Source organism: Roseateles sp. DAIF2, assembly GCF_015624425.1.
GTDB lineage: Bacteria > Pseudomonadota > Gammaproteobacteria > Burkholderiales > Burkholderiaceae_C > Kinneretia.
In genome coordinates, this window is sequence record NZ_CP049919.1 from 3,368,869 (window position 1) to 3,391,060 (window position 22,192).

Below are 22,192 nucleotides of genomic sequence, written 5' to 3' on the forward strand. Positions count from 1 at the left end.
CGATGGGATTTACTGCAGCAACGACATGACCAGGCCGGACATGCTGTTGCTCTGCTTGAGCATCGAGGACGAGGCCTGCATCAGCATCTGCTTGGTGGTCATGTTGGACGTTTCGGTCGCGTAGTCCACGTCCATGATGCGGCCCTTGGCCTGCGAGACGTTGGTGCTCATGTTCTGCAAGTTGTTGTAGACATGGTCCAGACGGTTCGCGCCGGCGCCCAGCTTGGAGCGGGCGGCACCGACGGCCTTCAGCACGTCGTTGGCCTGATCGATGGCCGTGTTGGCATTGGCGCTGGTACCGAAGGCATTGCCCTTCAGGGTGCCGATGTCGGTCGCGACCTTCTTGACCTCGGTGCTAGCATCGAACGCGTACTTCTCGGCCTTGTCCGAACCGATCTGGAAGGTCACCGCGCCGGCTTCCAGCTTGCCGCCGGTGGCGAGCAGGGCCTGGCCGCCGAACTTGGTGTTCGTCATGATGTTGTCCAGCTCGAGAGCCAGGTCATCGAACTCGGCCTTCATCGCGGTCAGGTCATCGGCGGTGGCGGTGCCGCTGGCGCCTTCGGTGGCCAGATCCTTCATGCGCAGCACGATGTTGCTGACTTCGTCCAGCGCGCCTTCGGCGGTCTGCAGCATCGAGATGCCGTTCTGCGTATTGCGCTGGGCCACGCCCATGCCGCGGGTCTGAGCGTTCAGTCGCGTGGCGATCTGCAGGCCGGCGGCGTCGTCCATCGCGGAGTTGACGCGGAAACCGGTGCCCAGACGGGTCATCGAGGTCGACAGGGCGCTTTGCGTCTTGCCCAGCGAACCTTGGGTGGACAGAGCGGCGGCATTGGTGTGCAGGCTCAACATGATGGGGTCACTCCTGGTGGGTTTGTCTGCGTGGCGGGCGGCCGTTCCCGTCCGCCCTCACCCACACAAGGCGGCCAATCGCCGCGGGAGCTTAAATGCCGACCGCGCAAACCCACCGCGAATCTGCGCCGGATGAGAAAAAAGTTCCTCGTTTTCCCCGGTGTGGTCTTGATGACCCCTGCGCAGAACTGAGTGGCGCCGGGACGCGGGTATGCGCAATTGCTCCGTGTCCCCCGGGCCGCTTTGCGGCCCTCCTCCTTAACCTGCGCAATTGCTCATACCCGCATCCCGGCTTCTCCACCGCAAGTGGTTCGCGGAAAAAGTCAAACGCCGCGCCAAGCAGGAGGGTGGGAAGGCCTGATGCGGAGGTCAAGGAGGAGGCCGCGCAGCGGCCGGGGGACACGTAGCAGCAGGCCTGCCCACCCTCTGAAGCGCGCCGCGATATCGGCAGGGGCTGAAGCGCGATAAGCGCTCCCCCTGCTCACTTTCGCGGCACGAAAGGGAATTGCTGGGAATGTAAGGCAGGGCCGAGAAGTGGCCCCACCTGATGGCCTAGAACAGGCCGGCCGGCTCGGCAGCCTGGTCCCAAGACCAGATCACCAGCTCCTGGCGCGGAGCCGCCTTGGCCCCACCGCCCACTGTGTAGGTGATGTCCAAGCTTTCCATGTGGAAGCCGGCGAAAACCTCCCGGATCGCCGGATGGTCGTTGATGCTGACCATCGCCTTGCCCTTCAGGGAGCGCATCAGCTCAGCCATGGCCACGTACTCGCTAAAGGGGAACTCAGAGCCATAGCCCTCCGTCTCCCAGTACGGCGGGTCCATGTAGAAGAAGGTGTGCGGCCGGTCGTAGCGCCTCACGCATTCCTTCCAGTCCAGGTGCTCGATGTAGGTGCTGGCCAGACGCAGGTGCGCCGCGCTCAGCTACTCCTCGATGCGCAGGAGATTGACCGGCGGCGCGGTCGTTGCCGTGCCCCAGGTCTGCCCCTCCAGCTTTGCCCCGAAGCACTGGTGCTGTAGGTAATAGAACCGGGCGGCGCGCTGGACGTCGGTCAGCGTCTCCGGTGGGGTGTCCTGCACCCACTTGAAGACCTCGCGGCTGCTGAGCGCCCATTTGAACTGCCGGACGAACTCCTCCAGGTGGTGCTTGACCACCCGATAGAGGTTGACCAGGTCGCCCTTGTTGTCGTTGATGACCTCGACATCGGCCGGCGGTCGCAGGAAGTACAAGGCCGCGCCGCCAGCGAAAACCTCGACGTAGCATTTGTGCGCCGGAAAGCGCGGGATCAGAAGATCGGCGAGGCGCCTTTTGCCGCCGATCCAGGGAATGATGGGGAGAGCCATTGTTTGGGTTTGTTGTTGCTACACTGCGCCCCGCCTCCCGGGAGGTGGCAGGGCCTTTGGTCAGGCTCACAGGGCAATCTGTGGGAATGGCGGCCGCTTCCGGTGTTAGCGCACCAGGCGCGGTCGCCCTGTCTTTTTCTTTCTGAGCAAGCTCCTTTTAGATTTCGATGACCTCGATCGGGAGCGCTGGCGCCGCGCCCTCAATCGCACCACCGCGGACAAACACGTTCTGACCAATGACGGCCTCGCCGCGCGCGCTGATCGTGCCGCCGCCCGGCAGCTCTATCGTGGCCAGGCCATTGGCAACAGCGCGCACCGTGCCCACTTGCAGCGGCTCGGTCGGGATCAGATCCAGGAACTGGCGGAACGGATTACGCATGGGTCTCGACTCCTAGGGTCTGCCATACATCTGGGAACCCGGCCGCAATACCCACCGAGCGCACTAGGCCCATGCGAACGGCAGGCCCGTCTCGGTACTGCACGAACGCGCCTGGTCGGATGACGCCGGTCTCCGGTAGAACCGGCATGCGCAGCGCCACGTCGACCTGGCGGCCGGTGTCGGCCAGGACAGCCAGGCCGCGCTGGCGGGCCGCTGCGCCGGTGGTGATCAGCTGGTCCACCACCATCGGCGCCAGGACGGTGCCTGCGGAGCCAGCACGCGTGACCTGGCCTGTCACACCTTGGCCGTGGCCAGAGGTCACGAACACCCGGTTGTAGGCGGGCTTCTCGCGCCAGGTCATGGACTCGCGAGTTACCACGTCCGAGGGCAACACGAAGTCCGGCGTCACGCTACCCCAGTCCCAGGGAGCAACCGGGTAACGCGGCCGCACGGCGAAGCGCTTCGCTTCCGCATGCGGCTGGAGATAGCCGCCCCCCGCCTTGGCAATGGCCACCAGGGCCGTGATGTAGCTGCCCTGGTGGCTGAACACACCGGCCGGCACTGGCCAAGCCTCCAGTCCCCAATCGATCTGCCAGCCCAGCGACACCCCGTTGAGAGTCAGGACGTCATCCATCAGCTGCTGACTGGTGCGCTGCCCCGGGTTGGTGAAGGTCTGGACCGGCGCATAGGGAGCATCCAAGACCGCGTTGCGGCCGCGGCCGGAGACGCGCACGTTCGATTGGCCGAAGGCCCGCTCACGCGCGATCTGCTCTACGACCACATGGAACACCGTGCCGTTGATGTTGGCCAGCAGCTCGACGGGGCCGCTCGACTGGGGCTCGACCAGGCTCAAGACCTGGCCAGGCAGCGACGCTGAGAAGCCCCAGGTCCAAGAGTCGGCCTCCAGGCTGAGCGATGCCGATAGGACCGGCACGGGCGCGCCGTCGACCAGGCGCGTGAGGCTGACATTGTTCGTGACCATATAGACCTCGCGGATGGGCACGATCACCGGGTCGGGCCGGATGTCGTGCTTGTCGCAGATGAAAACCAGATGAGGCCCGCCGGACCGGTCAGCGAAGACCAGGCGCGTGCTGGGCGTGTAGCAAGGGTCCGGCCGAGGCGGGATCGGCGGCCGGTAGCCATAGCCCGCCGGCGGCCGCATTGCGGTCTGGTAGCCCGCTCGATGCGCCTGAATGGATGGCCGGCCGGATTGGTGGGAGGCGCGCAGCGCCTGGTGCAGCCGCTGCGCTTGGCCGAACGCCGAGACGAGAGACGGTCGACGATCGCGGTATCGGTCCTGGTGGTCGCTGGTCGCGCTGGCGCGCCGCTGCAGCGCCGTCAGGAACTCGGCCGCGACCTGCTCGCGAAAGCGCTGCAGCTCGGCAAAGCGATCGAGCGCCTGGGCGCGAAGCGGCCGCCCCGCCTGGTGCTGGGCGCGGGCATCGGCGCGCACCTTGGCCATGTCGCCGCGCGAGAGCGTCTGCACGCCTGCCTGGACGCGACGAGCGGCCGTCCAGGTCGACGCGGCGCCGGCACGAGCTCCCAGCGCGGCCGCGCTCGGTTGGGTCACGCCAGCGACACCTCGGCGCGCCGTCTGCCACGGCTGGGCAGTCTGGCCGACCGTCGGCCGGTTCACGTTGATGTCGTAGCGGCCGATCGCGGCAAAGCTCGGACCCGGCAATGTTGAGTCCAGGGCCGCGCGGTATGCGGGCACGGCTGCGCCGGAGAACGTCGGGCCGGGCAGCGCGCCAGCCAGCGCGGCCTCATAGACGACGTTGGTAAGGACGGCCACCTCGCCCGCGAACACCGGCGCGGGCAGCCGCCCATCCAGCCGGGTGTCGTGCGCCGGCACCAGCTGCGCGGAGAAGCTGGGCGCCGGCAAGGCCGCGGCGAGCGCGCTGTCGTGCGCGGGCACCGCGCGAGCCAACAGGGTCGGGCCGGGCAGCGCGCCAGCCAGCGCGGCCTCGTAGATGACGATCTCGCCGTCATCGCCGAACAGCAAATTGAACGGAGGGCCCGCAAGGGGCCCCCGATCAAACAGCAGGTTTACGGTGGCCATGGCTCAGCTCAGCCCAGCTCCCCGGAGAGCAGCCGCGTCGCGCCGCCGGCCAGCAAGGATGTGGTGGTCATCTTGAGTTCGCCCGCGCCCGCAGCGTCGGACACATCCAGGTCCATCACAGTGGCGCCGTTGCCGTTGATGACGCGCGCCCAGCGAGCCGTGCCGTTGGCCATCACCAGCGCGTCGTCCGGCAGGGCCAGCACCAGCTTGTTGCCGACAACCTCGCCAGGGGGGCCCTTCAGCACGATCGTCGCCAGCAGCATGCCGGTCGGCGCGTCGGTGATGGCCGCGGGGCGGGCCGGCGAGCCCGAGCCGTCGTAGATGCGAATCCTGGCCGGGCTCGCCCCCTGCATCAGGTAGTTCAAGGAGCCTTGCAGGCGTGCTTCGTTGTGGCCAACGGAGATCAAGATCATGGCATCAGGTCCGGAGTGAGGTTGTCGGCGATCGCGGCGCGCTTGTCGTTCGTGTGATCGAGCGCGATCACCGTGTACTTCTGGTTCTCGTCGATCAGCGGGAAGGCGTAGGCGCCGGTGGCTGGGTTGCTCCAGGTTTCACGGATCACGACGCTGTCTCGATCGCGCATCAGGCGGACGCGTCGCTGCACCGGGGTGTTGGGCGTGCCCTTGGTGTAGACGGTGCCGATGATGATTCCGCGGCCGCCGTGGTACGTGTCGCGAGCGTGCCTGGGTCCACGCGTGGCCTTCGGCGCAGCGGTCGGCATCGGGGTGCCGGCGCCCTTGAAGGCTCCCAAGGCCTTGGTGCTGGAGTTGATCAGCAGCGCGTCCCCGCGCGTGAAGAGCACCGTGTTCGCGAACGTCGGGTCTGCGGCTCCCGCTGCAGGCGGCGCAGTCGGCGGCGCAAAGCCCGCCGTGTGCGGTGCCACGCCCTTCTTGATGCGCAGCTCGCGCAGCTGGCCCTTGAAGTAGAACTCGTAGCTGCCGACATTGATGCGGCCGATGTTCAGCGGCTCGCCGGAGTTGAAGAAGCTGCCCGAGTAGTTCGTCGTGCCTTTGAGCACGCCATTGATGAAGAGATAGAAGGTGTTCCCGGCGCGGCCGACCTCGAAGTGATAGAAGCTACCGACTGGCGCGGCGCCGGCGACGCCGATCAAGCCGCCGCCGCTTCCGTTGGTCGAGAAGTAGAAGATCAGCGACCCGTCGCCGCTCACGGCCAGGTAGTAGCTCTGGTTGCCGCTCGCTGCCTTGCCGAGGATCGCGGCCAGTCCATAGCCGGGCCCGAGACCTTCGAAGCGAGCGAACCCGTCGATCACGAAGTCGCCCGAGTGCAGCTGGTGCTCGACACGGTTGCTTCCTTGGCTCCAGAAGCGGTCGACGCCGTTGAAAGACAGCGACGGTGCCCCGAAGAGCGTGTTGACCGTGTCCAGCGTCTGATAGGGGGCGTTCCAAATGCCGCCGGCCGGGGAAATGTCTTGCAGCAGAGACATGCGGGACTACCTCCAGGGACCGGTCGTGTCGATGAAGAACACGCCGTAAGCCGACGGGAACGCTCGCAGCTTGCGGCCGGGCAGCGCCGCGCCAGCATCGACGAAGCCCAGGCGCGGGAACACCGCGGGGCCGATCAACTGCGGCGCGCACCAGAAGCCCGGGGAAAAGCCGCGCACCATGCCTCCGGCGGCCGGCTCAGTCAGGTGATGCGCGGACAGGTAGAGCCCGCCGTCGGGGCCGTTGGGAAATGGGATGTGGCCGCCGGTGCCGCCCCCGGCGTTGGCCCCTGACCGGCCCGAATTGACGCTCCCGTAGGCGGCATACCCGCGACCCAGCTGGGTGCTCGCGCCGAGGCTGGTCCAGGGTCGAGGCACCCATGCGGGCGCCGAAGCCTCCACCATGTCGAACTCGCCGCTCGTGACGCCGAGGACGCTCAACGCCTGCGAGTAGACGTGCAGCGCGCAGTCCCAAGGGCTGGCCGACCGCACCGACAGGATGTCGCCGAACGACAGCGTGACCGCGGACGCCGCGCCCGCGGTCAGGATCAGATGGAAGTAGCGGCCATCGCACGCGAGGGCCCAGGGCACCGGCGTGCCGTCGGCACTCTGGGCTTTGGTGTTCGCGGGGCCGTTGGCATTGGCGTCGAGCGGGAAACGACCTTGGCCGGTGTTCACATCGGTCATCGACTCGTAGCCGGAGACGCGGGCCTGCGTGGTCCCGGTGTCGTCCACGCGCAGTAGGCACCCGGTCGCCGCGGGGTCAAGCGACTTGTAGACGGCCAGGTTCGTCGCGCTGAAGACCTTGGCCCAGCCGGCCGGCGCGACCTTCTGGGTGATGGCGCCGGTCGCCGACTGGTTCGGGAGTCCTGTGGCGTCGAAGGTCCAGGCCGTGGTCGTGACCGACAGCACGCGCTGCTTGCCGTTCACAGTGCCGCCGGTGACCGTTGCGCCGGCGAGCTGCATCACCGCGCCGATCTGGGCCGGGTGCCCTGCGCTGCGGGTCACGGTGCCAACGCCCTCGGCGATGACGACGCTGTCGACGTTGCCAGTGCCGAAGCCGTTGATCAGGCCCGCGTCGAGCAAGGCGATAAGCGCCCCCGGCGTGCCGCTGAGGACGGGCGCCCCGGCCATGCCGGAGTGAATGAAGATGACGGACGTATCTGCGGGCATTGCTTGCTTCCTGAAGTTATGGGCGGTCGACGTCGCCGCGGATCAAGACCGTGAAGCGATCGTTCGGCACGGTCTCGGGCCCCTGGAGGATGGTTCGGGCCAGCCAGGCCGGCACCATGGCGCCGACCGTGTTGAAGCGCAGCACATTGCCGGTCGACCAGCCCATGCCCCAGCCGGCCGCGGGGATCGTGAAGTACGGCTGGCCTGCTGCTTGGTTGAGCGGAGCGCAGTCGCTGCCGGTATTGCCAGTCGCGATGACGCCAACGTGCTCGCCGAAGACCTCGAAGGCGTTGGAGTTGGTGAAGCGCACCGCCCAGCGCTCGGTCAGCGCGCCGCGGTTCGTCACGGTGATCGGGTTCTGCGCGTGGTTGAAGGTGCCGGTGGCGATATCGCCGATCGGCGCATCGGCCCAGGCGTTCGTCCACGACACCTGATCGAACACCGCCGAGGTGCGCGCCCGCACGTCGCCGGCCACCATGGCGCTGGAAACGTAGGAGCCCACCGGATAGGCATGCGTCAGCGCCCGGGTGAAGGTCAGCTGGCCGTTGATCTGGACATCGCGCACCATCATCATGTCTTCGATGCGGTGCTCGATCTCCACGGGCTGGGACCAGCCGGTGACGTCGGCGATCGTCACCAGGCCGAGATCCAGGTCGGCGGTATAGCCGCCGTTGATCACCTGGCCGTTGGCTCCGATCAGCCGCACCCTCGACAGCCGGTTGCGCGCGCAGTCGATGGTCTGACCCGCGCTGTAGTTCGCGGCCGGCACCTTGCCGGTATGCCCCACCACCACGAACGAGCCGACGCGGAAGATCGGCACGCGGCCGTCCGCAGGCAGGCGCACGGGGTTCAGGCCCAGGATGGCCGGGTCCAGCGGCAGGTAGGAATAGCCCGAAGCGTTGTAGCGCAAGGTGTCCGACTGGACGCCGCGGCTTTCCAGGTGGGCCACGCCCGGCAGCCCCAGCGAGCTGGCATCGATCACGCCGGGCTTCGCGGCATCGTCGGCATGCACGCGCCGCCCGAAGCGGAGCTCGGCCACGCCGGATTCGAAGTCGACGATGCCGAAAACGCCAAAGCTGCCCGCTGTCGTTCCCACCGGCGCGCTGCCGGTGGCGATGACGCCGGCCGCGTTGGCCGTGGCCGTCCAGACTGTGCCGTCGCTCCAGGTTCCGGCGACCGAGAAAGCCCCGCTCATGAGCGGAGCGACGGCCGTGCGGAAGGTCGCTGCGTCGACCAGCTGCAGCGAGCCCGAGCCGCTGCCGGCGCTGGCCTGTGCGGCGCTCATGCTCGTGGGCACCGGGCTGACGCCGGCCGGCCAGCTGGTGACCTCGATGACCTGGCCGCCGAAGGACACAGTGCCGGCCGGCGTCCCTTCGCCGCTGGTCGGCAGGGGGTCGCGCACAAGAGCCGTTGCGCGCACGACGTAGCGCGCGGCGCCCAGCGTGAACTCCTGCGGATAGACCAGATAGCTGTAGCCGGCTGGGCCGGCGTCCACGGTGCGGCCGGCCGGGCGCAGCGTCAGGCGATCGACGGTGAAGGTGAAGCTCTGACCAGCCGCGACGTCCGCGCCAGCGGCGCGCGCCATGACCGCGGCCGTTTGCGAGCCCTCCCACCAGGCCCACGCCGGCACGAACAGACCCACCTCGCCAGCGCCCCCGGCGCCATTCAGCACGTTCAGCGACACCGTGCGGACCTCGTAGCCCGCCTGCTTGATGTAGCTGTCGCCCTGGCCGAGCGGCACGACCTTCTGGAACACCGGCTGTTCGCTCTTGAAGCCGGCCAAGGTCTTCACGATCGTGCATTGACCGTTGGCGTAGTTGATGGAGCCGATCGTCAGGTTCGCGTCGACATTGGCCGCCAGCAGATTGCCGGCGCCGTCGTCGAACACCCGCAGCGATAGCTTCGTGGGCTTGTCCAGGCCGGGGAAGATCCGGATCGGGTACTGCGCAACGATGGCCAGCTCGACCGAGTTGGCTTTGACCGGCCCGCCCAGGCTGAAGGACCAGGCCGCGCCGTCGGTGAAGTTGGCGATGCTCAGGACTTGGCCAGCAGCGGTGTCTACGGCCACGGTCACGACGGTGCCGGGCGCTGGCAGGACGTTCGGGCGAAAGCGCAGCTGGCCGGCGGCATAGTGAACCAGGCCGCGGGCATCGCCAGTCAGGGCGCCCGCGCTGTCGGTTGCCGTGCGCGCGATGCCATCATTCCAGGTCAGCGTGAGGCTGCCCGGCTTGATGGTGTGCGGGAAGTTAACCAGCCGCTCAGCCGCCACTGGCAAACCCGGCCCCTCAACCGGCACAGATGCTGCCGGGCGGAAGGCCGCGGCCCCACCGTAGGCGGCGATGATCCGGCTCCCCACGTCCGGCATAGCGCCAAGCGTCAGCGTTACCGTGCCGGTGGCGTAGTTGAGCGTGCCCGCCCCGAAACTCGAATCGCCCCCGCGAATGGCGCCGCTGCCGTCTTCGGTCAGGACGTACCAGCGGCCCAGCGCGCGGAAGCTGATCTGCAGCGTGCCACGCAGCGGCGGCGGATCGAGCGTGAAGACCCAGGACATACGCTGGTTCTGCGCCGTCACGGCCAGGCCGATCGACTCGTTCACCACGACCGGGCGGGCCGACGGGGTGTAGACCAGTTCATGCGTGCCGCTGGCCGTGCCGAAGACGTTTGTGCTGAGAGACAGCAGGCCGTTGTCATAGTCGACGATGCCGACGTCGCTGCCCGCGCTCAGCAGGCGGCCGCCCTTGTCGACGACGGTGACGCCGCCGCGCGCAACGCTGAGCGAGCCTGGCTGGACGCCGCCGCCGATGTGCAGACCTTGCGTCGTCGTGAAGGTCAGCGTGACCTGGCGGGTGACCGGTCCGCTCGCGGGCACGGCCGCGGCCAACTGCTGGTTCATGCGGGCATCAGCGATAGGCGTCTCCACCCGAGTGCTGGGCACCAGCTGCGTGTAGACGCTCTCGGCGTTGAGCGTGAAGTCGCCCAGGGCCGCGGCCGTGCGAAGCGGAGCCACCCCGAAGTAGCGCGCTGCGTCGGCCACAATCGTGCTGGCGACCTTCGTCCGTCCGGCGTAGTTGATGCTGCTGTCCAGACGTAGCGCGTCGAAGCCTGGGAAGTCCGCACCCAGCACATCGCTGATGCCGAGCACGACCCGGGTGCGTTTGAAGTCCCCTTGGCTGTCGGTGAACGTGCGCTCCATCGCCGACACGTCCGTAATGCGGATGTACTGCTCGAACTGATGCGGCTGCCCCTCGTTCTTGACCAGGACCAGCGTGTCTCCGTTCACCGGCAGCGGCACCTCCGGCCGCTGGAGCAGCGACACGTTCATCTGTCCGGCCAGGTGGTCGCCGAACAGATAGCCGGCGTAGACAGGCCCACGCGCGAGATAGGCCTCCATGCGCGAGGCCGCTGCGGCGCGCCGATCGAAGGCGTCGCCCGTGGTGAACAGCGTTACCGAAACCCGCGGGTCCTTCGGCGGCTCGGCCACGATCAGGTTCACCCCGAAGAAGCCGTCGGTGTCTGCGGTGCGGACCGCAGCGAAGACCTTGCGCAGCCCCACCCGGCCGCCAGCGCGGTCCAGTTCGGAAATGTCGGGGAACAGGCTGTTGCTGGCCGCGTCCTCGACCACCGAGGCCGTGGGCGCACCGCCCCCTTCGGGCACGTCGTCCATCACCTGGGAACGCAGCAACTTGATGTCGCCGGCTTGAATAGGCATCTCAGATCTCCATGAATTTGAGGGTGGCGGTGTAGGCGTCGTCAGGCTGCACGTCGTCGAAGTGCTGCACCGGCGTCGACCTCATCACCTCGCCGTCTTGGTGGCGCCAGATCACCGGCCTCGGCGTGCCGCGCAGGACCAGAGTCATCTGCTGGCCAGGCAGGTCGGCCCAGGCCTTGAGCTGATCGATGGTCGAGCGCGGCATCCAGCTCGCTTTGGCAATGGGTGGCTCCAGCGTGATCGGGCGACCACCGCTGCGCCTCTGGACGCTGACGATGGCTGCACCGGTCAGCGTCGGCTCGACCGACTGGGCCACCGGATGCCAGGCGGTTTCATCGGACCAGTAGAGGTCAGCGGGCAGCGCCACCGATATGGCGCCGACAGTCAGGGTGATGGCGTTCATCGTCCGATCCTTGTTGCAGCAATGCCGAGCCCGGCGAGCAGCTCCTCAAGCGTCTTCGCGTCGTCCATCGACACCACGTTGATTGACACGATCGGGCGAATGCTGGGCGGCGGCGGCGCGGGGACCGGCATTGGTGCGGGCACAGGCACGGGCACCGGTGCCGGAGTCGGCACAGCAGGAGGTGCCGGGGCGGTTGGCTTGCCGCCGATCGCGGCTTCGTTGGGCTGCATGGCTTCGAGCTGATCAACGATCCGCTGCAGGCGACCGATCCAAACCTGATCTTCTTGGCGGCCCTCCAACGACACCGAGCCCGGTCGCCCGAGGCGAGCATTGCTTTGGGCTGTCTGCAGCGCGATCCTGGCGCTGGCAAGGTCGTCTGCGGAAAGCCGGCCCTGCTGCTGCTTGGCATAGAGATTGAACGGCAGGGAGAAGTCCACAGGCCCTCCGGTCAGACCACCACTTGGCTTCTTGACGCTGGCGGCGAAGGAGCCCATGCCGGAGCCGTCGATGCCGCTGGCTGCTGTTGCTGCATTTCGCGCCGCCGTCGCCATGCTCGCGTACTGGCCTGCGGCGTCGGATGCTGCCCGACCAGCGCCGCGGGTTGCCTGGGCCGCTGCGTTCATCACTTCGACCACCGACTTACCGGCATCGTCGGTGACGATCCGCAGCCCGCGCATCGCGGCTTCCGACTTCAGCGTCTCGGTCGCCACGCCGCCATTTGCAGCGATCGCCCTCTCGGCATAGACCTGCCATGCATTCTGCAAATCCGATGCGGACGCCGTTCCGGACTCGCGGATGATCTTGAAGTCCCGCTCAGCTGCATCGCGCAGCTTCTTCAGCTCGGCGCTGCTGGTCACGCCCAGCCTGGTGTATGCCTCCTGCACATCCTGAGCCTTTTCCGCAGCTGTCTGGCTCGCTGCAGAGACCCCCTTGATGGCGGCAGTCAGGGCCTGCAGCTTCTCGACTGCCAACTGTGGATTGCCGGCCGCCATTGCGGCCTCGTACTCGACGCGCAGCTGCGCAACCGCTGCACGCGCATCCTCTGCAGCCTGCCGCTGCGCAGCAGCCCCAGCTTGGGCCTTCTGTCCAGCCTCCCGTGCCTTGTCGCCAACATCCTTGAGCGTGTTGGCCAGGTCTTGCATCACGCGAGTGCTGGCCGTGGCCTGGCTGTCTGCCGCGGCTGCCGAGTTCGTGAGCCCATCGAAACCCCGGCGAGCCATCGCCGCGGCCTCCGCGGCCGCGTTGAACGACTCCGCGGCCTTGGCCGCGAAAGCCTCGCTGACCGCCCATGTGGCACCAGCAGAAACGCGTACCTCCTCGGCCGCTGCTTTGAACGACGCGGAGATCCCACCGAAGGTGATCTTCGACAGCCCCTCCAGCAGCAGCGCGAGGCCCGCCTGGATGTTGCTGGCCACGCCAGCGAAGGCCTCGGCCAGGATGTAGATGACGCCCGTAACCGTGTTGACGCCGGCCGACATCACGCCGTAGGCGGTCTGCACGATGTTGCCGGCGTTCGTGGCGTACTCACCGATCTTGGTGAAGGTCTCGCCCGCCCGATCGGCCCAGTCCTGCATCTTCTGGGTCAGCTCGGCGAAGTCCACCGTGGCCAGGAACTGGCGAGCCCAGGTGATCCCCGACTGGAAGGCTGTCGCCAGCGCATCACCGAACTTGCCGATGGTGCCGTTCGAAACTGCGCCGCGCAGTGCATCGGCCAGCTGGGTGACACCGTCGCGCAGCACCGGCAGGACCGGCGTGGCCAGAGCGTTCTTGACGGTGTCCCAGGCACTGCTCAGGCCGTTGATGGAACCGACCAAGTTGTCTTCCATCACCGCGGCCGCGGCGGCGGCGCTGCCAGTGGCGTCCTGCAGCTTGGCCTTCAGATCGTCCAGCGCGCCGATGCCCTGGTTCAGCAGCGCGCGCAGCGCAGGCCCGGCCTCGGTGCCGACAGCCAGCACGGCCTTCTCGCCGGCCGGGCCCGCGGCGGCCAGCTGGCGCAGCGCGTCTTCAAACTTGTTGGTGATGATGCCGGACGCGGCCAGCTCCTGGCGGAACTTGCTGGAGGGGTCGCTGAACTGGCTGAGCACCGCATTCAGCGCGGTGCCGGCGCGGCTGGCGTCAATGCCGGCATCGCTGAACTTGCCGATGATGGCGACCGTGGTCTCCAGGCTCAGGCCCAGGCTCTGCGCAACCGGCGCGGCATAGCTCAATGCCTGGGCCAGGCCCGTGACGCTCGCATTGCTGGCGTTCGCTCCCATGGCCAGCACGTCGGCCACCCGTCCCGCATCGCTGAACTTCAGGCCCATGCCCTGCACGGCCTTGGTCACATACTCGGACGCCTCGGCCAGGCCGATACCGCCAGCCTGCGCCAGCTGGAGCACCGGCGGCAGCGCCGCGATCGCATCCTTGGCCGACAAGCCGGCGCGCGTCAGATTGCCAAGAGCATCGGCGCCTTCGGTGGCGGTGAACTTGGTCGCCGCACCGGCATCCTCGGCTGCCTTGCGCAGCTCGACCATCTCCTCGGCCGTGGCGCCGCTGACGGCCTTCACCTCGGAGAGCTTCGCCTCCAGCTCTGCAGCGCCCTTGACTGCGCCGACGAATGCCGAGATCCCGAAGTAACCAGCGATGGCCGCACCGACAGCGGCCACCTTGCCCTGCAGGGTGCCGAAGATGCCGGACGCTTCGTCTCGGGCCTTGATCAGGATTTCAATCGGCTTCATCGCGATAGGTCAAAGCTCTTGCAGGAAGAAAAAAAGGCGGGGCGGACAAGCCGCGCCGCCTGTGCGCACCTGTCGTGAGGTTCAGACCATCGTGGTCCGATAGAAGCGGCTGATGCCCGCACCGGTCTTGGTCTGATCGGCGATCAGGGTGCCGGCCACATCGAGCTGCCCAAACTTGCCGGTCAGCAGGCCCAGGCTCTTGGCCACACCTTGGCTCGCGCGCCAGATGTCGACCACGACCGGCTTGCCGTCGTCGGCTTCGTTCAGTCCTGCGAAGCGCAGCTGCAGCTCGGCCGACTTGGTAGTCAGGGCTTCCAGCACGGCCTGGCCGGCATAGCTGTAGCTCAGCTTGGCGACATCGCCATCCGTTACGCCAGGGGCGTCGTCGTAGATCCAGATGCCCTCGGGTCGCACCTCGTAGTTGCCAGCCATGGGCACGGGCGTACCAGGAGCCGCGGTCTTGGTGATGACCACCGACGACAGCAAGACATGAGGCAGCGGGATCAGGCCGCCGCGATTCAGCACGATGGGCTGGTCCGTCACGGTGCCGGCATCGGATTCGGTGACGGTGGACAGCGTGGCGCGCGCCAGATTCACGACGTTGAGGTCGGCCAGGGCGAACTCGATCGTCACATCGGTGACCCGGCGAACCTCGGCATAGGTGCCACCGCCGAGGCGGGTCATGTCGGGCTGCTTCTGCACGTCCTCGGCATGCTGCAATGCCAAAGCCAGGGTGTTGCCAACCGGCAGCATGAGGCCGGCGCTGTTGTAGACGCGGGCATAGACCTGACCCACGTTGAGGGACGGTTTGTAGACCTTGCGGGTGATCACTTGGGGAGCGGTTGCCATGGGGCGTTCCTTGGTTGGGAGTAAAGCGGTTTACTGGCTGCTGAAAATCGTCTCGACCGTGAAGGCCAGCGGCACATACATGAAGCCCTTGCTGGAGCCGCCGCGCGGACCAGGCGCCAGCTGCATCGGCGTGTAGACGTTGGGCGGCTTGAAGCCGGCCAACGCTGCACCGACCCGCGCGATCAGCTCGCCGGCTTCCTGGCGGGCCGCGGCACCGTTGCGCGCACCGGCGACGTTTCGCACCGCCACCACGCACAGCCAGGTGTGTTCCAGCCGGGCCTTGCGGCCGAGGGCACCCGCCTCCAGCACCCGAAAGCCGTTCCAGACCACATGCACAGCCGGCACGAACTGGGCCTGCTCTTTCACGTCGGCCAGGTCGGCCTCGGTGAGCACATGGACAGCGGGCTGCTGGCCGGCCAGCGCTTCCTGAAGCCGGGCCACGATGTGAGGCTCCGGCGCCAGGAAGTTGTTCGGGTGGGCGGTGGATGCGCTCATTCAGCGGTAGCCCGCGATGCTGTCGTTGGTGATCTCGCGCCGGGCGAACGAGTGCATCACTTCGCCTTCGCCAGGGGCGGCGGCCGAGATCTGCAGGCCAGGCTCGCCGCCCCACGGGCAAGCCAGCACGGCCTTGCCGTCCGCGATGGCTTCCAGATCACGCTGGGCCGCCTTGAAGCGCACAAACACCTCGTGCTCAGGGGAAGCCTGGTCATAGAGGTAGTAGCGCGCCACATCGCAAGCGAAGCGGACCAACTGCGGCGGCGGTACCAGCACGGTCGCGGTCGGCGCCTGGGGTGTCGGTGCGGGCTTCACGCAGCCCACCAGCGGCAGCGCGAAGACCTTGCCGACATAGCCGTCGATGTGAGCCTGGGCATCGGCCAGCATGCGCTCCAGCTTGGCGGCGTCGACAGCGACCGCACCGGCGCCCGCAGTGAGCTGGATCAGCTCGCGCTCGCCGAAGCGGTCAACCATGTCCTGGACGGTGGCGTATTTCATGCCAGTGGTCAGGCGTTGCGGTGCGTCACGATCTGCGCCTCGACCAGCTGGCCGGCGGCCGCAGCACCGAGGGCACGGGCGCAATGGGCCGTGGCCGTGCCGACTGCGGCGCGGCCCGAGCCATCGGCCGCCGGCTTGAGGTAGTCGAACAAGGCGATCGGCTCCGAGGCCTCGACCGGGTAGCTGTAGTCGGTCACTGCGGTGAAGGCTTCGCCGATCGCCGCGGGGGTCTCGCTGATGCCCTGGCTGTCCTTGACGCCGCCGGCCGAGGTGGCATGGCCGCCGTCGTAGGCAGCGAAGCGGTTTGCGGCAACCGCCGCAGTGGCCACGATGGTGACGCCGTGGCGCTTGTCGTACTGCCGGCCGCTGTTGTTCTGAGAAGGCATGAGGTTGTGCTCCTAGAGTGGGTGGTGATTAGCGGCCAGCCTTCCGGCCGCCGGCCTGCTGGCCCTTGGCCGCCGGCTTCTGCTCGGTTGCGGTGCCGGCGGCCGGGTCCACGAGTGAGCTGCGCTCCTGCGGCGCAACTTGGGTAGAGGCCGCTTCGGCCTGGACGCGCTCGCGCGCCGCCTGAAACTCGCCCGCAGCCGCCAGCGCCGCGGCTTCCACCTTCTCCTTGGCCTCTTGGCTCAGGACCGGGTCGAAGGCAGCGCCGCTCTTACCGAGGGCCTCGGCATCGTGCTCGCTCAGCTCAGGGATCGGGTGGCCAGGCTGGATGACGGTGCGCTTGCCGTCGAGGAAAACAGCCGTGGCGACCACGGCGATCATCTGTGTCATTGCAAATGTCCTTGGAGTTGGGTTCGCTTCGCTGGTCCACCCCTGCGGGCAACACGGCCCGCAGGGGTGCCAACGGGCCGGCGAGCGGCCCTGCGGCGGCGGTGGGTTGTTACTTCGGGTTGGTGAACAGGAAGGCGGCGGTGTTGTAGGAGACGTTCGCCTGGCGCTCGTAGGTGGCGCCATAGATCCAAGACTTCACACCGTTGTCGTAGTACGGCGCCTCAGCGAAGGGATGCCCCTCCAGCACACTGGTGAACCCGAAGGCGGGTTCGGCCAAGCTGATGTTGCCGCTGTTACCCGCGCCGATCTTGGGCACATAGGCCAGGACCGCGTTGTTGCCCCAGACATCGGAACCGATGCCATCGGCTCCCACCACAACCGCGTCGCCGATCTTGATGCTCTCGACGTTCAGGATGGTCTTGAGCTGCTCCAGCGTGGCCGGGCCTGTCTGCGTGTTAGGCAGATAGGTCTTCACCTCGGCGTTGGTGCTCAGCGCTTGAGCGGCATCAGCCGACAGTGTCAGCGTGTTCGGCCGTTTGCCGATCTTCTTGCGGATGACTTCGGCGGCGGCCCGGATGTCGGTCACCGGCGTACCAGTGGAGGCGCTCCACTTGGTGCCACCGGCCAGCGCCAGCACATGGCCGGCCGCGTAGCTGCCGACCGCGGTGGCCACCCCGGCGACTTCGAGCTCGTAGTCCAGCAGCAGGATGTCGTTGGCCGTAGACATCGCGATCTTGGACGGTTCCAGGTAATTGCCGACGTTCAGCTTGCGGCTTTCGTCGGCTTCGCGGATCAACTCGCGCGGGATAGGCACTTCGACGCTGTACTGGTTGACCGTGTACGTCTTGCCGTCATAACGGATATCGACGCGCTTGGTCGGTGCACCTGGTGCGCGGCGCAGGTTGTACCGGCGCATACGTTCGTCGCCGGTCTGCGCCAGCGTGACGCCGGACAAGGTTTGCGGCAAGCGAGGGAACAGCGCTTCTGCGATGAAGGTTCCTTGACCCATGCCCAGCAGCAGGTTGGTCAGGATGGGGTTTTGTTTCAGCCGGATCTCGGCAAGGGTCATCATGGTGTGGATGTCCTCTCGTGGTGGGATGGTGGTGGGTCAGGCGTCGAACGAGGTCACGGCGCCCAGGGCTTCCGCGTAGCTGACCTTGTGCTGTGCGGCATAGGCGCGCGCGTCCTGGTCGATCTCCGCATCGCTCTTGCCCTTGGAGCCGCCGGCCGCGGGCGCAGCGCCGGGCGCGAACTCGCCGAACTGCACCTTGGGCTTGCCGCTGGCGATCAGGTCTTGCAGCCACTGGGCATGGCTGACCTTGCGCGTCGAGTCGCCCTCGCTGAACTCGACAGGCGTGACCGAGTCCAGCGCGACCAGGGTGGCAACAGCCATGTCCTTGTCCTTGGGCAGCAGCTGGCCCGCCTTGATCTGCGCCTCGGCGAAGCTCACGAAGCCGGCTTTGCGGTCGGCCTTGGCCTTCTCGGCGAACTGGACGGCCTGCGCCTCGGCGTCGGCGGCCTTCTTCTTGGCGGCGTCGGCGTCAGCCTGGGCCTGGGCGAGCTTGGCGTTTGCCGCGTCGAGCTGCGCCTGAAGTTCAATCGTCATGTCGTCTTGCTCCTGGGTGGGTTGAGCGATGGGCTCGGAGAAAGAGACGGCATCCGCCGCCTCGGAAAACTGGACGTCCTTCAGGCCCTTGACCGCGGGCGGCTTGGCGCCGAGCCAAGCCACATGGCGCGGATACCAGATGCCCGGCTTCGGGTTGCTCGGATCGGTGGGCTGATAGAAGGAGGCGCTGCGCTTCTTGAAGCGGCCGGCCTGGACCATCTCGGCGAACTGCGGTTCGACCTGGCCATGCTCGGCGATCGTGAGAACACCGTTCTCAGCGGACAGGCGGCGCACCCAGCCGTAGGCAGGCTGATCCCCTTCGGGGTGGCCGACGGTCAGCGGTGCTTCGTGCAGGGAGGGGTCGTAGGCCGCGGCAGCGGCGGCCACGTCGGCATCGGTGATGGTGTAGGTCTGTCCGTTCTCGGCGGTGCGGGTGCCGGAGCGGAAGATCTCGATGCCGGTGGGAAGTTGCGTGGCGGTCGTCATGCCGCCACTGTCGGGCCCGGGAGGCTCCGGGGCCGAGTAAAACGCTTTAGAAAATCAGGCTTGGTCCAGGCCGGGCAGACGGCCCTGGCGCTTCTCGAACTGCTCACGCTGCCAGGTGTCCACGATCTGGCGCACGCGCATCTCGGTCAGCCCGTACTCGTGGGCCAGCTCGCGGTAGTTGTTGCCGCGGAACTTGGCGCACATTTCGCGATCGCGCGCGGAAAGCTGCGCGATCAGGCCCTTGGCGATGTAGATGCCACCGCGGCCGCCCATCTCCTGCGCCAGGTGCTGCAGCTGGGCCAGCACCTGGGTGGACCAGAGCTGCAGCTGCACCATCCAGGCATCAGCCGGCGCGGGCGTTCCAGCGCGCACGTCGGCCAGCACCAGGGCTTCGTAGAGGCACAGCGCCAGGTCGCGCATGCCCTCGGCCAGGCCGATCGGCAGGCGCTGCTCCAGGATGGCCATTTCCGCGGCCGAGATGAAGCGGCGCGGGGCGTTCAACCCTGGACCTCGCAAGCCTGCTGAGCCTCGCGCGCGCCGTTCAAGGCCTCGGTCAGCACTTCCCAGGCCGACCAGTTCGCATCAAAGCCACCGTCGGCGGCACGGTTCACGGCGCTTTGCAGAGTCATGGCCTGCACCTGGCTGAAGGGCAGGCAACGATGCATCTGGCCCACTTCTTCCTTGAGCTTGCCGATCGCGGCAGGCAGGAAGCGCATCGCCCATTTCTTCAATGTCTCGATCAGGGTCTGCATCTGATCGTGGCCGGCCCAATGCAGATCGTCGACCTTGGCGATGCGCTTGCAGTAAGCGGCCAGCGCGCGCTCGGACGGGTCGCGCAGCGCGCCCAGCTCGGCCAGAAAGAGCCACAGTGCGCGCACCTTGCGGGCACCGTCGCTGTTGTCCTGGCGGCGGTCCGGCCTGGCCTGGCCGGTCTTGCTGCTGCGGGCGCGAACCTTGAAGCCCTTGGTCTTGAGGTGGTCGACCACGGCCTGCAGCTGGCGCAGCTCCATGCGTGTGGTGGAGTCGGTGCCGCCGACGTTGCGCAGCATCAGACGGTAGGTGTCCTCGTCGAGCTCCAGGTCACGGCGGGCCACATGAATGAGCTTGACCAGGCGGGTGCGCTGGATGCGGATGTCGGTCTTCATTGGGGGGATTCCTCGGCAACGGTCAGAGAGAGACGCTCGGCGGGCAGCTCCAGCGTCTGGGCAACCAGGCCGCCGCCGGCTTCGCGCGCGATGGCCAGCAGCTGGCCCGTGCGGGCCGACAGCTGAACGGCCGTGTAGTCGCGGCCGGCATGACGCACCGTGCCGCCAGGCCGAACCCGGCGCAGGAACCACGAGGACGAGATCACACCGCGGCGCGCCTGGTGCTGCTCCCAGGCCTGCATGATCCAGCGCGGGTCGTTCGGCCAGTAGCCTTGCTGCAAACGATAGATCGTGCCGACGCTCAGACCCAGGCCAGCGGCTGCTGCGCGAGCCGACAAGCCGCGCACGAAAGACAGCAAACCGGGTGGTGCAGACGGCGGGCCGTAGGAGCTTTTCGCCGCCCGTCCCCTGCCGTGGGCACCAGCTCCGCCGGTTGCGCGGCTTGTACCCCCGTCCAAATCGTTCATTGAGGCATTGGCAGTCATTGCTTGCCTTCCCCGGTGACCTCATGCGTGACTTCGGCCGTCGCGGGGGCTGTTTCGGAGGGCGGCCGATCCGCAGGATTGGAAGAGGCGGCGGCGACCGGTTCGGCGCTGTCGACCAGGTCGGCCAGCAGGCCGGTCAGGCGGCGCGCGTGGGCGCCGGTTAGGCGAACGGCGACGCCGTTGCGGATGGAGCGGACGGTGATGGTCATGGGTGCTTGGTGCTTGTTCAAGCCGCCTCATAGCGGCTTGAAAAAACCCCGGCCGTACCGCGCCGGGAAAAGTCAGGGATCACCTGACCAGGGAGAAATCAAACGTCCAGGGGCCCGATCTGGATCTTGGGCTCGGGCTTCGGCAGCGGCTTGCACAGCTCGCAGGAGAAGACCAGCAAGGTGCCGTGCTCGCAGCGCAGCGGGCCGTAGGCACCGGTCCGCACCACGCGGGCTTCGAGTGCCTCTTCATCGAAATGGCCGCTCATGCCGGCGCTCCCTGGCCACCGAGGCGCTCGGGCTCGTGGCCGTTGCAGATGGCGTAGGCCGACACCGCGAACCCACCCCTCTTGCACCGCATGCCGGCGCGGTCGTAGGGCGGCATGCGGTCCACGTACTGCATGCTGTGGTGCTTGCAGTTGCCGCACCGCGGGCGCTCGGTGGCGGTCAGGAAGCCCGCGGCCGACTTGGCGACTTCGATGCTGGACATCAGGCGTCCTCCCGCTCGGTTTCGGTGGCGTCCTTCAGCAGCGCGTCGACCATCTTGTCGACCTCGCTGTCCACCGGCTTGACGACGACCTGGTCGCCTGCCGCCGAGATAGTGACGCCGAGCTTCTTGAGGTCGGCGCCGTCGAGCTGGGCCAGCGCGTCCTTGACCGGCGACTCCTTCACGTTCACCAGGATCTCCACCTGGTCGGGCAAGTGCCTCTTGATGCGAGCCACCACCGCGGCGGGATCCGCGAAGCTGATGACGCCCTTGCCCTTCTGGAAGCCGACCTTGACGCCGTTCAGGACGCGCGTCTTCGGCTTGGTGAAGCAATCGGGGTTGGCCTCGACCAGCTCGCGCAGCTCAGCTTCGGCTTGGGCCGCCTTGGCCAGAGCACGCTTGATGCCGGGGATGTGGTCGCGGCGCAGCGCTGCGATGCCCTCGTTCAGCGCCGCTACGCGCTCGCTCAGCAGCTGCCGGGAGGAGGCATAGAGGTCAGATCGCTTTGCGATCGCGTCGAGGTTGGACATGGATGGGCTCCTGTGGGTGATCGAGTTAGTGGGTGGCGGGCGGCGCGCTGCTCGGCATGTCGGCCAGCTCGGCAGCCAGGCGCTCCATCACGACTGCCGTGCGGGCCGTCAGGCCGGGGTCGCTGCGGGCGATCGCAGCGACGTAGGACAGCGCACCCATCACGGCGATGTCGGGCCGCGTGCTGCCGGGCGTCGCCTTTTCCAGCAGCAGCGCGAAGTCCACGATCTGCTGGTGGGTCTTGTCGAAGTCTTCGGCGGTCATGCCAGCAGTCCTTTCAGCGACGGCCAGGCTGCGGCTATGGCGATCAGCGAGGCGGCCAGCAGGATTACCAGCAGGCCGCGCTGGGCCGGGCTGACGCGGCGCACCGGGCGGCAGCGGATGACAACGCCAGGTGCGAAGGGATGAATGCGGCGGCTCATGATTTGATGGGCTCCACGTCGATGGACCGTGCTTGGGGGAACTGTTGGCGGGCGAACTCGACCGCGGCGAAGGCGTCGAGGTACTCGCCGCGGTGCTCACCGCGGGAGCCGTCGCCCATCGTGATGGTGATCAGGAACAT

26 protein-coding genes and 1 pseudogene are annotated in these 22,192 nt (G+C 67.5%); all 27 read right to left on the bottom strand.

Going from position 1 to position 22,192, the window contains the following annotated elements:
• Positions 1–9 precede the first annotated feature (9 nt).
• The 27 genes and pseudogenes from G8A07_RS15505 to G8A07_RS15635 all read right to left on the bottom strand — a co-directional run bounded on the left by G8A07_RS15505 (position 10) and on the right by G8A07_RS15635 (position 22,192).
• Entirely contained in the window at positions 10–849 is an 840-nt protein-coding gene (locus G8A07_RS15505; protein ID WP_195792936.1) for a flagellin, read from the bottom strand.
• 552 nt (positions 850–1,401) lie between these two features.
• Positions 1,402–2,190: pseudogene (locus G8A07_RS15510) on the bottom strand (DNA adenine methylase).
• A 157-nt stretch (positions 2,191–2,347) separates the two neighbouring features.
• Entirely contained in the window at positions 2,348–2,569 is a 222-nt protein-coding gene (locus G8A07_RS15515; protein WP_195792937.1) for a hypothetical protein, read from the bottom strand.
• Positions 2,562–4,628: a hypothetical protein gene (locus tag G8A07_RS15520; protein WP_195792938.1), complete on the bottom strand. Its 2,067-nt coding sequence runs from the start codon at positions 4,626–4,628 to the stop codon at positions 2,562–2,564. Before G8A07_RS15520 ends, G8A07_RS15515 begins: the two co-directional genes overlap by 8 nt.
• 8 nt (positions 4,629–4,636) lie before the next feature.
• Positions 4,637–5,041: a hypothetical protein gene (locus G8A07_RS15525; protein ID WP_195792939.1), complete on the bottom strand. Its 405-nt coding sequence runs from the start codon at positions 5,039–5,041 to the stop codon at positions 4,637–4,639.
• Positions 5,038–6,072, bottom strand: coding sequence for a LamG domain-containing protein (locus G8A07_RS15530; protein ID WP_195792940.1), 1,035 nt, complete (start codon positions 6,070–6,072; stop codon positions 5,038–5,040). Before G8A07_RS15530 ends, G8A07_RS15525 begins: the two co-directional genes overlap by 4 nt.
• Before the next feature lie 6 nt (positions 6,073–6,078).
• On the bottom strand, positions 6,079–7,242 hold the full coding sequence (locus G8A07_RS15535) for a hypothetical protein (protein WP_195792941.1): 1,164 nt from the start codon (positions 7,240–7,242) through the stop codon (positions 6,079–6,081).
• Positions 7,243–7,258: 16 nt separating this feature from the next.
• Positions 7,259–10,951, bottom strand: coding sequence for a hypothetical protein (locus G8A07_RS15540; protein WP_195792942.1), 3,693 nt, complete (start codon positions 10,949–10,951; stop codon positions 7,259–7,261).
• Position 10,952: 1 nt separating this feature from the next.
• Positions 10,953–11,354: a hypothetical protein gene (locus tag G8A07_RS15545; RefSeq protein ID WP_195792943.1), complete on the bottom strand. Its 402-nt coding sequence runs from the start codon at positions 11,352–11,354 to the stop codon at positions 10,953–10,955.
• Positions 11,351–14,071, bottom strand: a complete 2,721-nt coding sequence (locus G8A07_RS15550) for a phage tail tape measure protein (protein WP_195792944.1) — start codon at positions 14,069–14,071, stop codon at positions 11,351–11,353. The genes G8A07_RS15545 and G8A07_RS15550 overlap by 4 nt, the downstream gene beginning before the upstream one ends.
• An 81-nt stretch (positions 14,072–14,152) precedes the next feature.
• Positions 14,153–14,920 carry a hypothetical protein gene (locus G8A07_RS15555; RefSeq protein ID WP_195792945.1) on the bottom strand — a complete coding sequence of 256 codons (768 nt, stop codon included), beginning with the start codon at positions 14,918–14,920 and terminating at the stop codon, positions 14,153–14,155.
• Between the two features lie 30 nt (positions 14,921–14,950).
• Positions 14,951–15,415 (bottom strand): hypothetical protein, encoded by a 465-nt coding sequence (locus tag G8A07_RS15560; protein ID WP_195792946.1) that lies wholly within the window; start codon positions 15,413–15,415, stop codon positions 14,951–14,953.
• Positions 15,416–15,913 carry a gp436 family protein gene (locus G8A07_RS15565; RefSeq protein WP_195792947.1) on the bottom strand — a complete coding sequence of 166 codons (498 nt, stop codon included), beginning with the start codon at positions 15,911–15,913 and terminating at the stop codon, positions 15,416–15,418. It abuts the gene before it with no gap.
• A gap of 8 nt (positions 15,914–15,921) precedes the next feature.
• Positions 15,922–16,299, bottom strand: coding sequence for a DUF2190 domain-containing protein (locus G8A07_RS15570; protein WP_195792948.1), 378 nt, complete (start codon positions 16,297–16,299; stop codon positions 15,922–15,924).
• Between the two features lie 28 nt (positions 16,300–16,327).
• Positions 16,328–16,687 carry a hypothetical protein gene (locus G8A07_RS15575; RefSeq protein WP_195792949.1) on the bottom strand — a complete coding sequence of 120 codons (360 nt, stop codon included), beginning with the start codon at positions 16,685–16,687 and terminating at the stop codon, positions 16,328–16,330.
• Positions 16,688–16,796: 109 nt separating this feature from the next.
• A complete protein-coding gene (locus G8A07_RS15580; protein ID WP_195792950.1) occupies positions 16,797–17,759 on the bottom strand; it encodes a major capsid protein in 963 nt (320 codons plus the stop codon).
• Between the two features lie 36 nt (positions 17,760–17,795).
• Positions 17,796–18,779: a hypothetical protein gene (locus G8A07_RS15585; RefSeq protein WP_195792951.1), complete on the bottom strand. Its 984-nt coding sequence runs from the start codon at positions 18,777–18,779 to the stop codon at positions 17,796–17,798.
• 54 nt (positions 18,780–18,833) lie between these two features.
• Complete coding sequence (locus G8A07_RS15590) at positions 18,834–19,280, bottom strand: Mor transcription activator family protein (RefSeq protein WP_195792952.1); 447 nt, start codon at positions 19,278–19,280, stop codon at positions 18,834–18,836.
• Positions 19,277–19,924: a gp16 family protein gene (locus G8A07_RS15595; protein ID WP_195792953.1), complete on the bottom strand. Its 648-nt coding sequence runs from the start codon at positions 19,922–19,924 to the stop codon at positions 19,277–19,279. The genes G8A07_RS15590 and G8A07_RS15595 overlap by 4 nt, the downstream gene beginning before the upstream one ends.
• Positions 19,921–20,283, bottom strand: a complete 363-nt coding sequence (locus G8A07_RS15600; protein ID WP_195792954.1) for a hypothetical protein — start codon at positions 20,281–20,283, stop codon at positions 19,921–19,923. Before G8A07_RS15600 ends, G8A07_RS15595 begins: the two co-directional genes overlap by 4 nt.
• 122 nt (positions 20,284–20,405) lie before the next feature.
• Positions 20,406–20,618 carry a hypothetical protein gene (locus G8A07_RS15605; protein WP_195792955.1) on the bottom strand — a complete coding sequence of 71 codons (213 nt, stop codon included), beginning with the start codon at positions 20,616–20,618 and terminating at the stop codon, positions 20,406–20,408.
• 98 nt (positions 20,619–20,716) lie between these two features.
• Complete coding sequence (locus tag G8A07_RS15610) at positions 20,717–20,884, bottom strand: hypothetical protein (protein WP_195792956.1); 168 nt, start codon at positions 20,882–20,884, stop codon at positions 20,717–20,719.
• A complete protein-coding gene (locus tag G8A07_RS15615) occupies positions 20,881–21,105 on the bottom strand; it encodes a hypothetical protein (protein ID WP_195792957.1) in 225 nt (74 codons plus the stop codon). Before G8A07_RS15615 ends, G8A07_RS15610 begins: the two co-directional genes overlap by 4 nt.
• A complete protein-coding gene (locus tag G8A07_RS15620; RefSeq protein ID WP_195792958.1) occupies positions 21,105–21,632 on the bottom strand; it encodes a host-nuclease inhibitor Gam family protein in 528 nt (175 codons plus the stop codon). The genes G8A07_RS15615 and G8A07_RS15620 overlap by 1 nt, the downstream gene beginning before the upstream one ends.
• Positions 21,633–21,657: 25 nt before the next feature.
• A complete protein-coding gene (locus G8A07_RS15625; RefSeq protein ID WP_195792959.1) occupies positions 21,658–21,894 on the bottom strand; it encodes a hypothetical protein in 237 nt (78 codons plus the stop codon).
• Positions 21,891–22,052, bottom strand: a complete 162-nt coding sequence (locus tag G8A07_RS15630) for a hypothetical protein (protein WP_195792960.1) — start codon at positions 22,050–22,052, stop codon at positions 21,891–21,893. The genes G8A07_RS15625 and G8A07_RS15630 overlap by 4 nt, the downstream gene beginning before the upstream one ends.
• Complete coding sequence (locus tag G8A07_RS15635; protein WP_195792961.1) at positions 22,049–22,192, bottom strand: hypothetical protein; 144 nt, start codon at positions 22,190–22,192, stop codon at positions 22,049–22,051. The genes G8A07_RS15630 and G8A07_RS15635 overlap by 4 nt, the downstream gene beginning before the upstream one ends.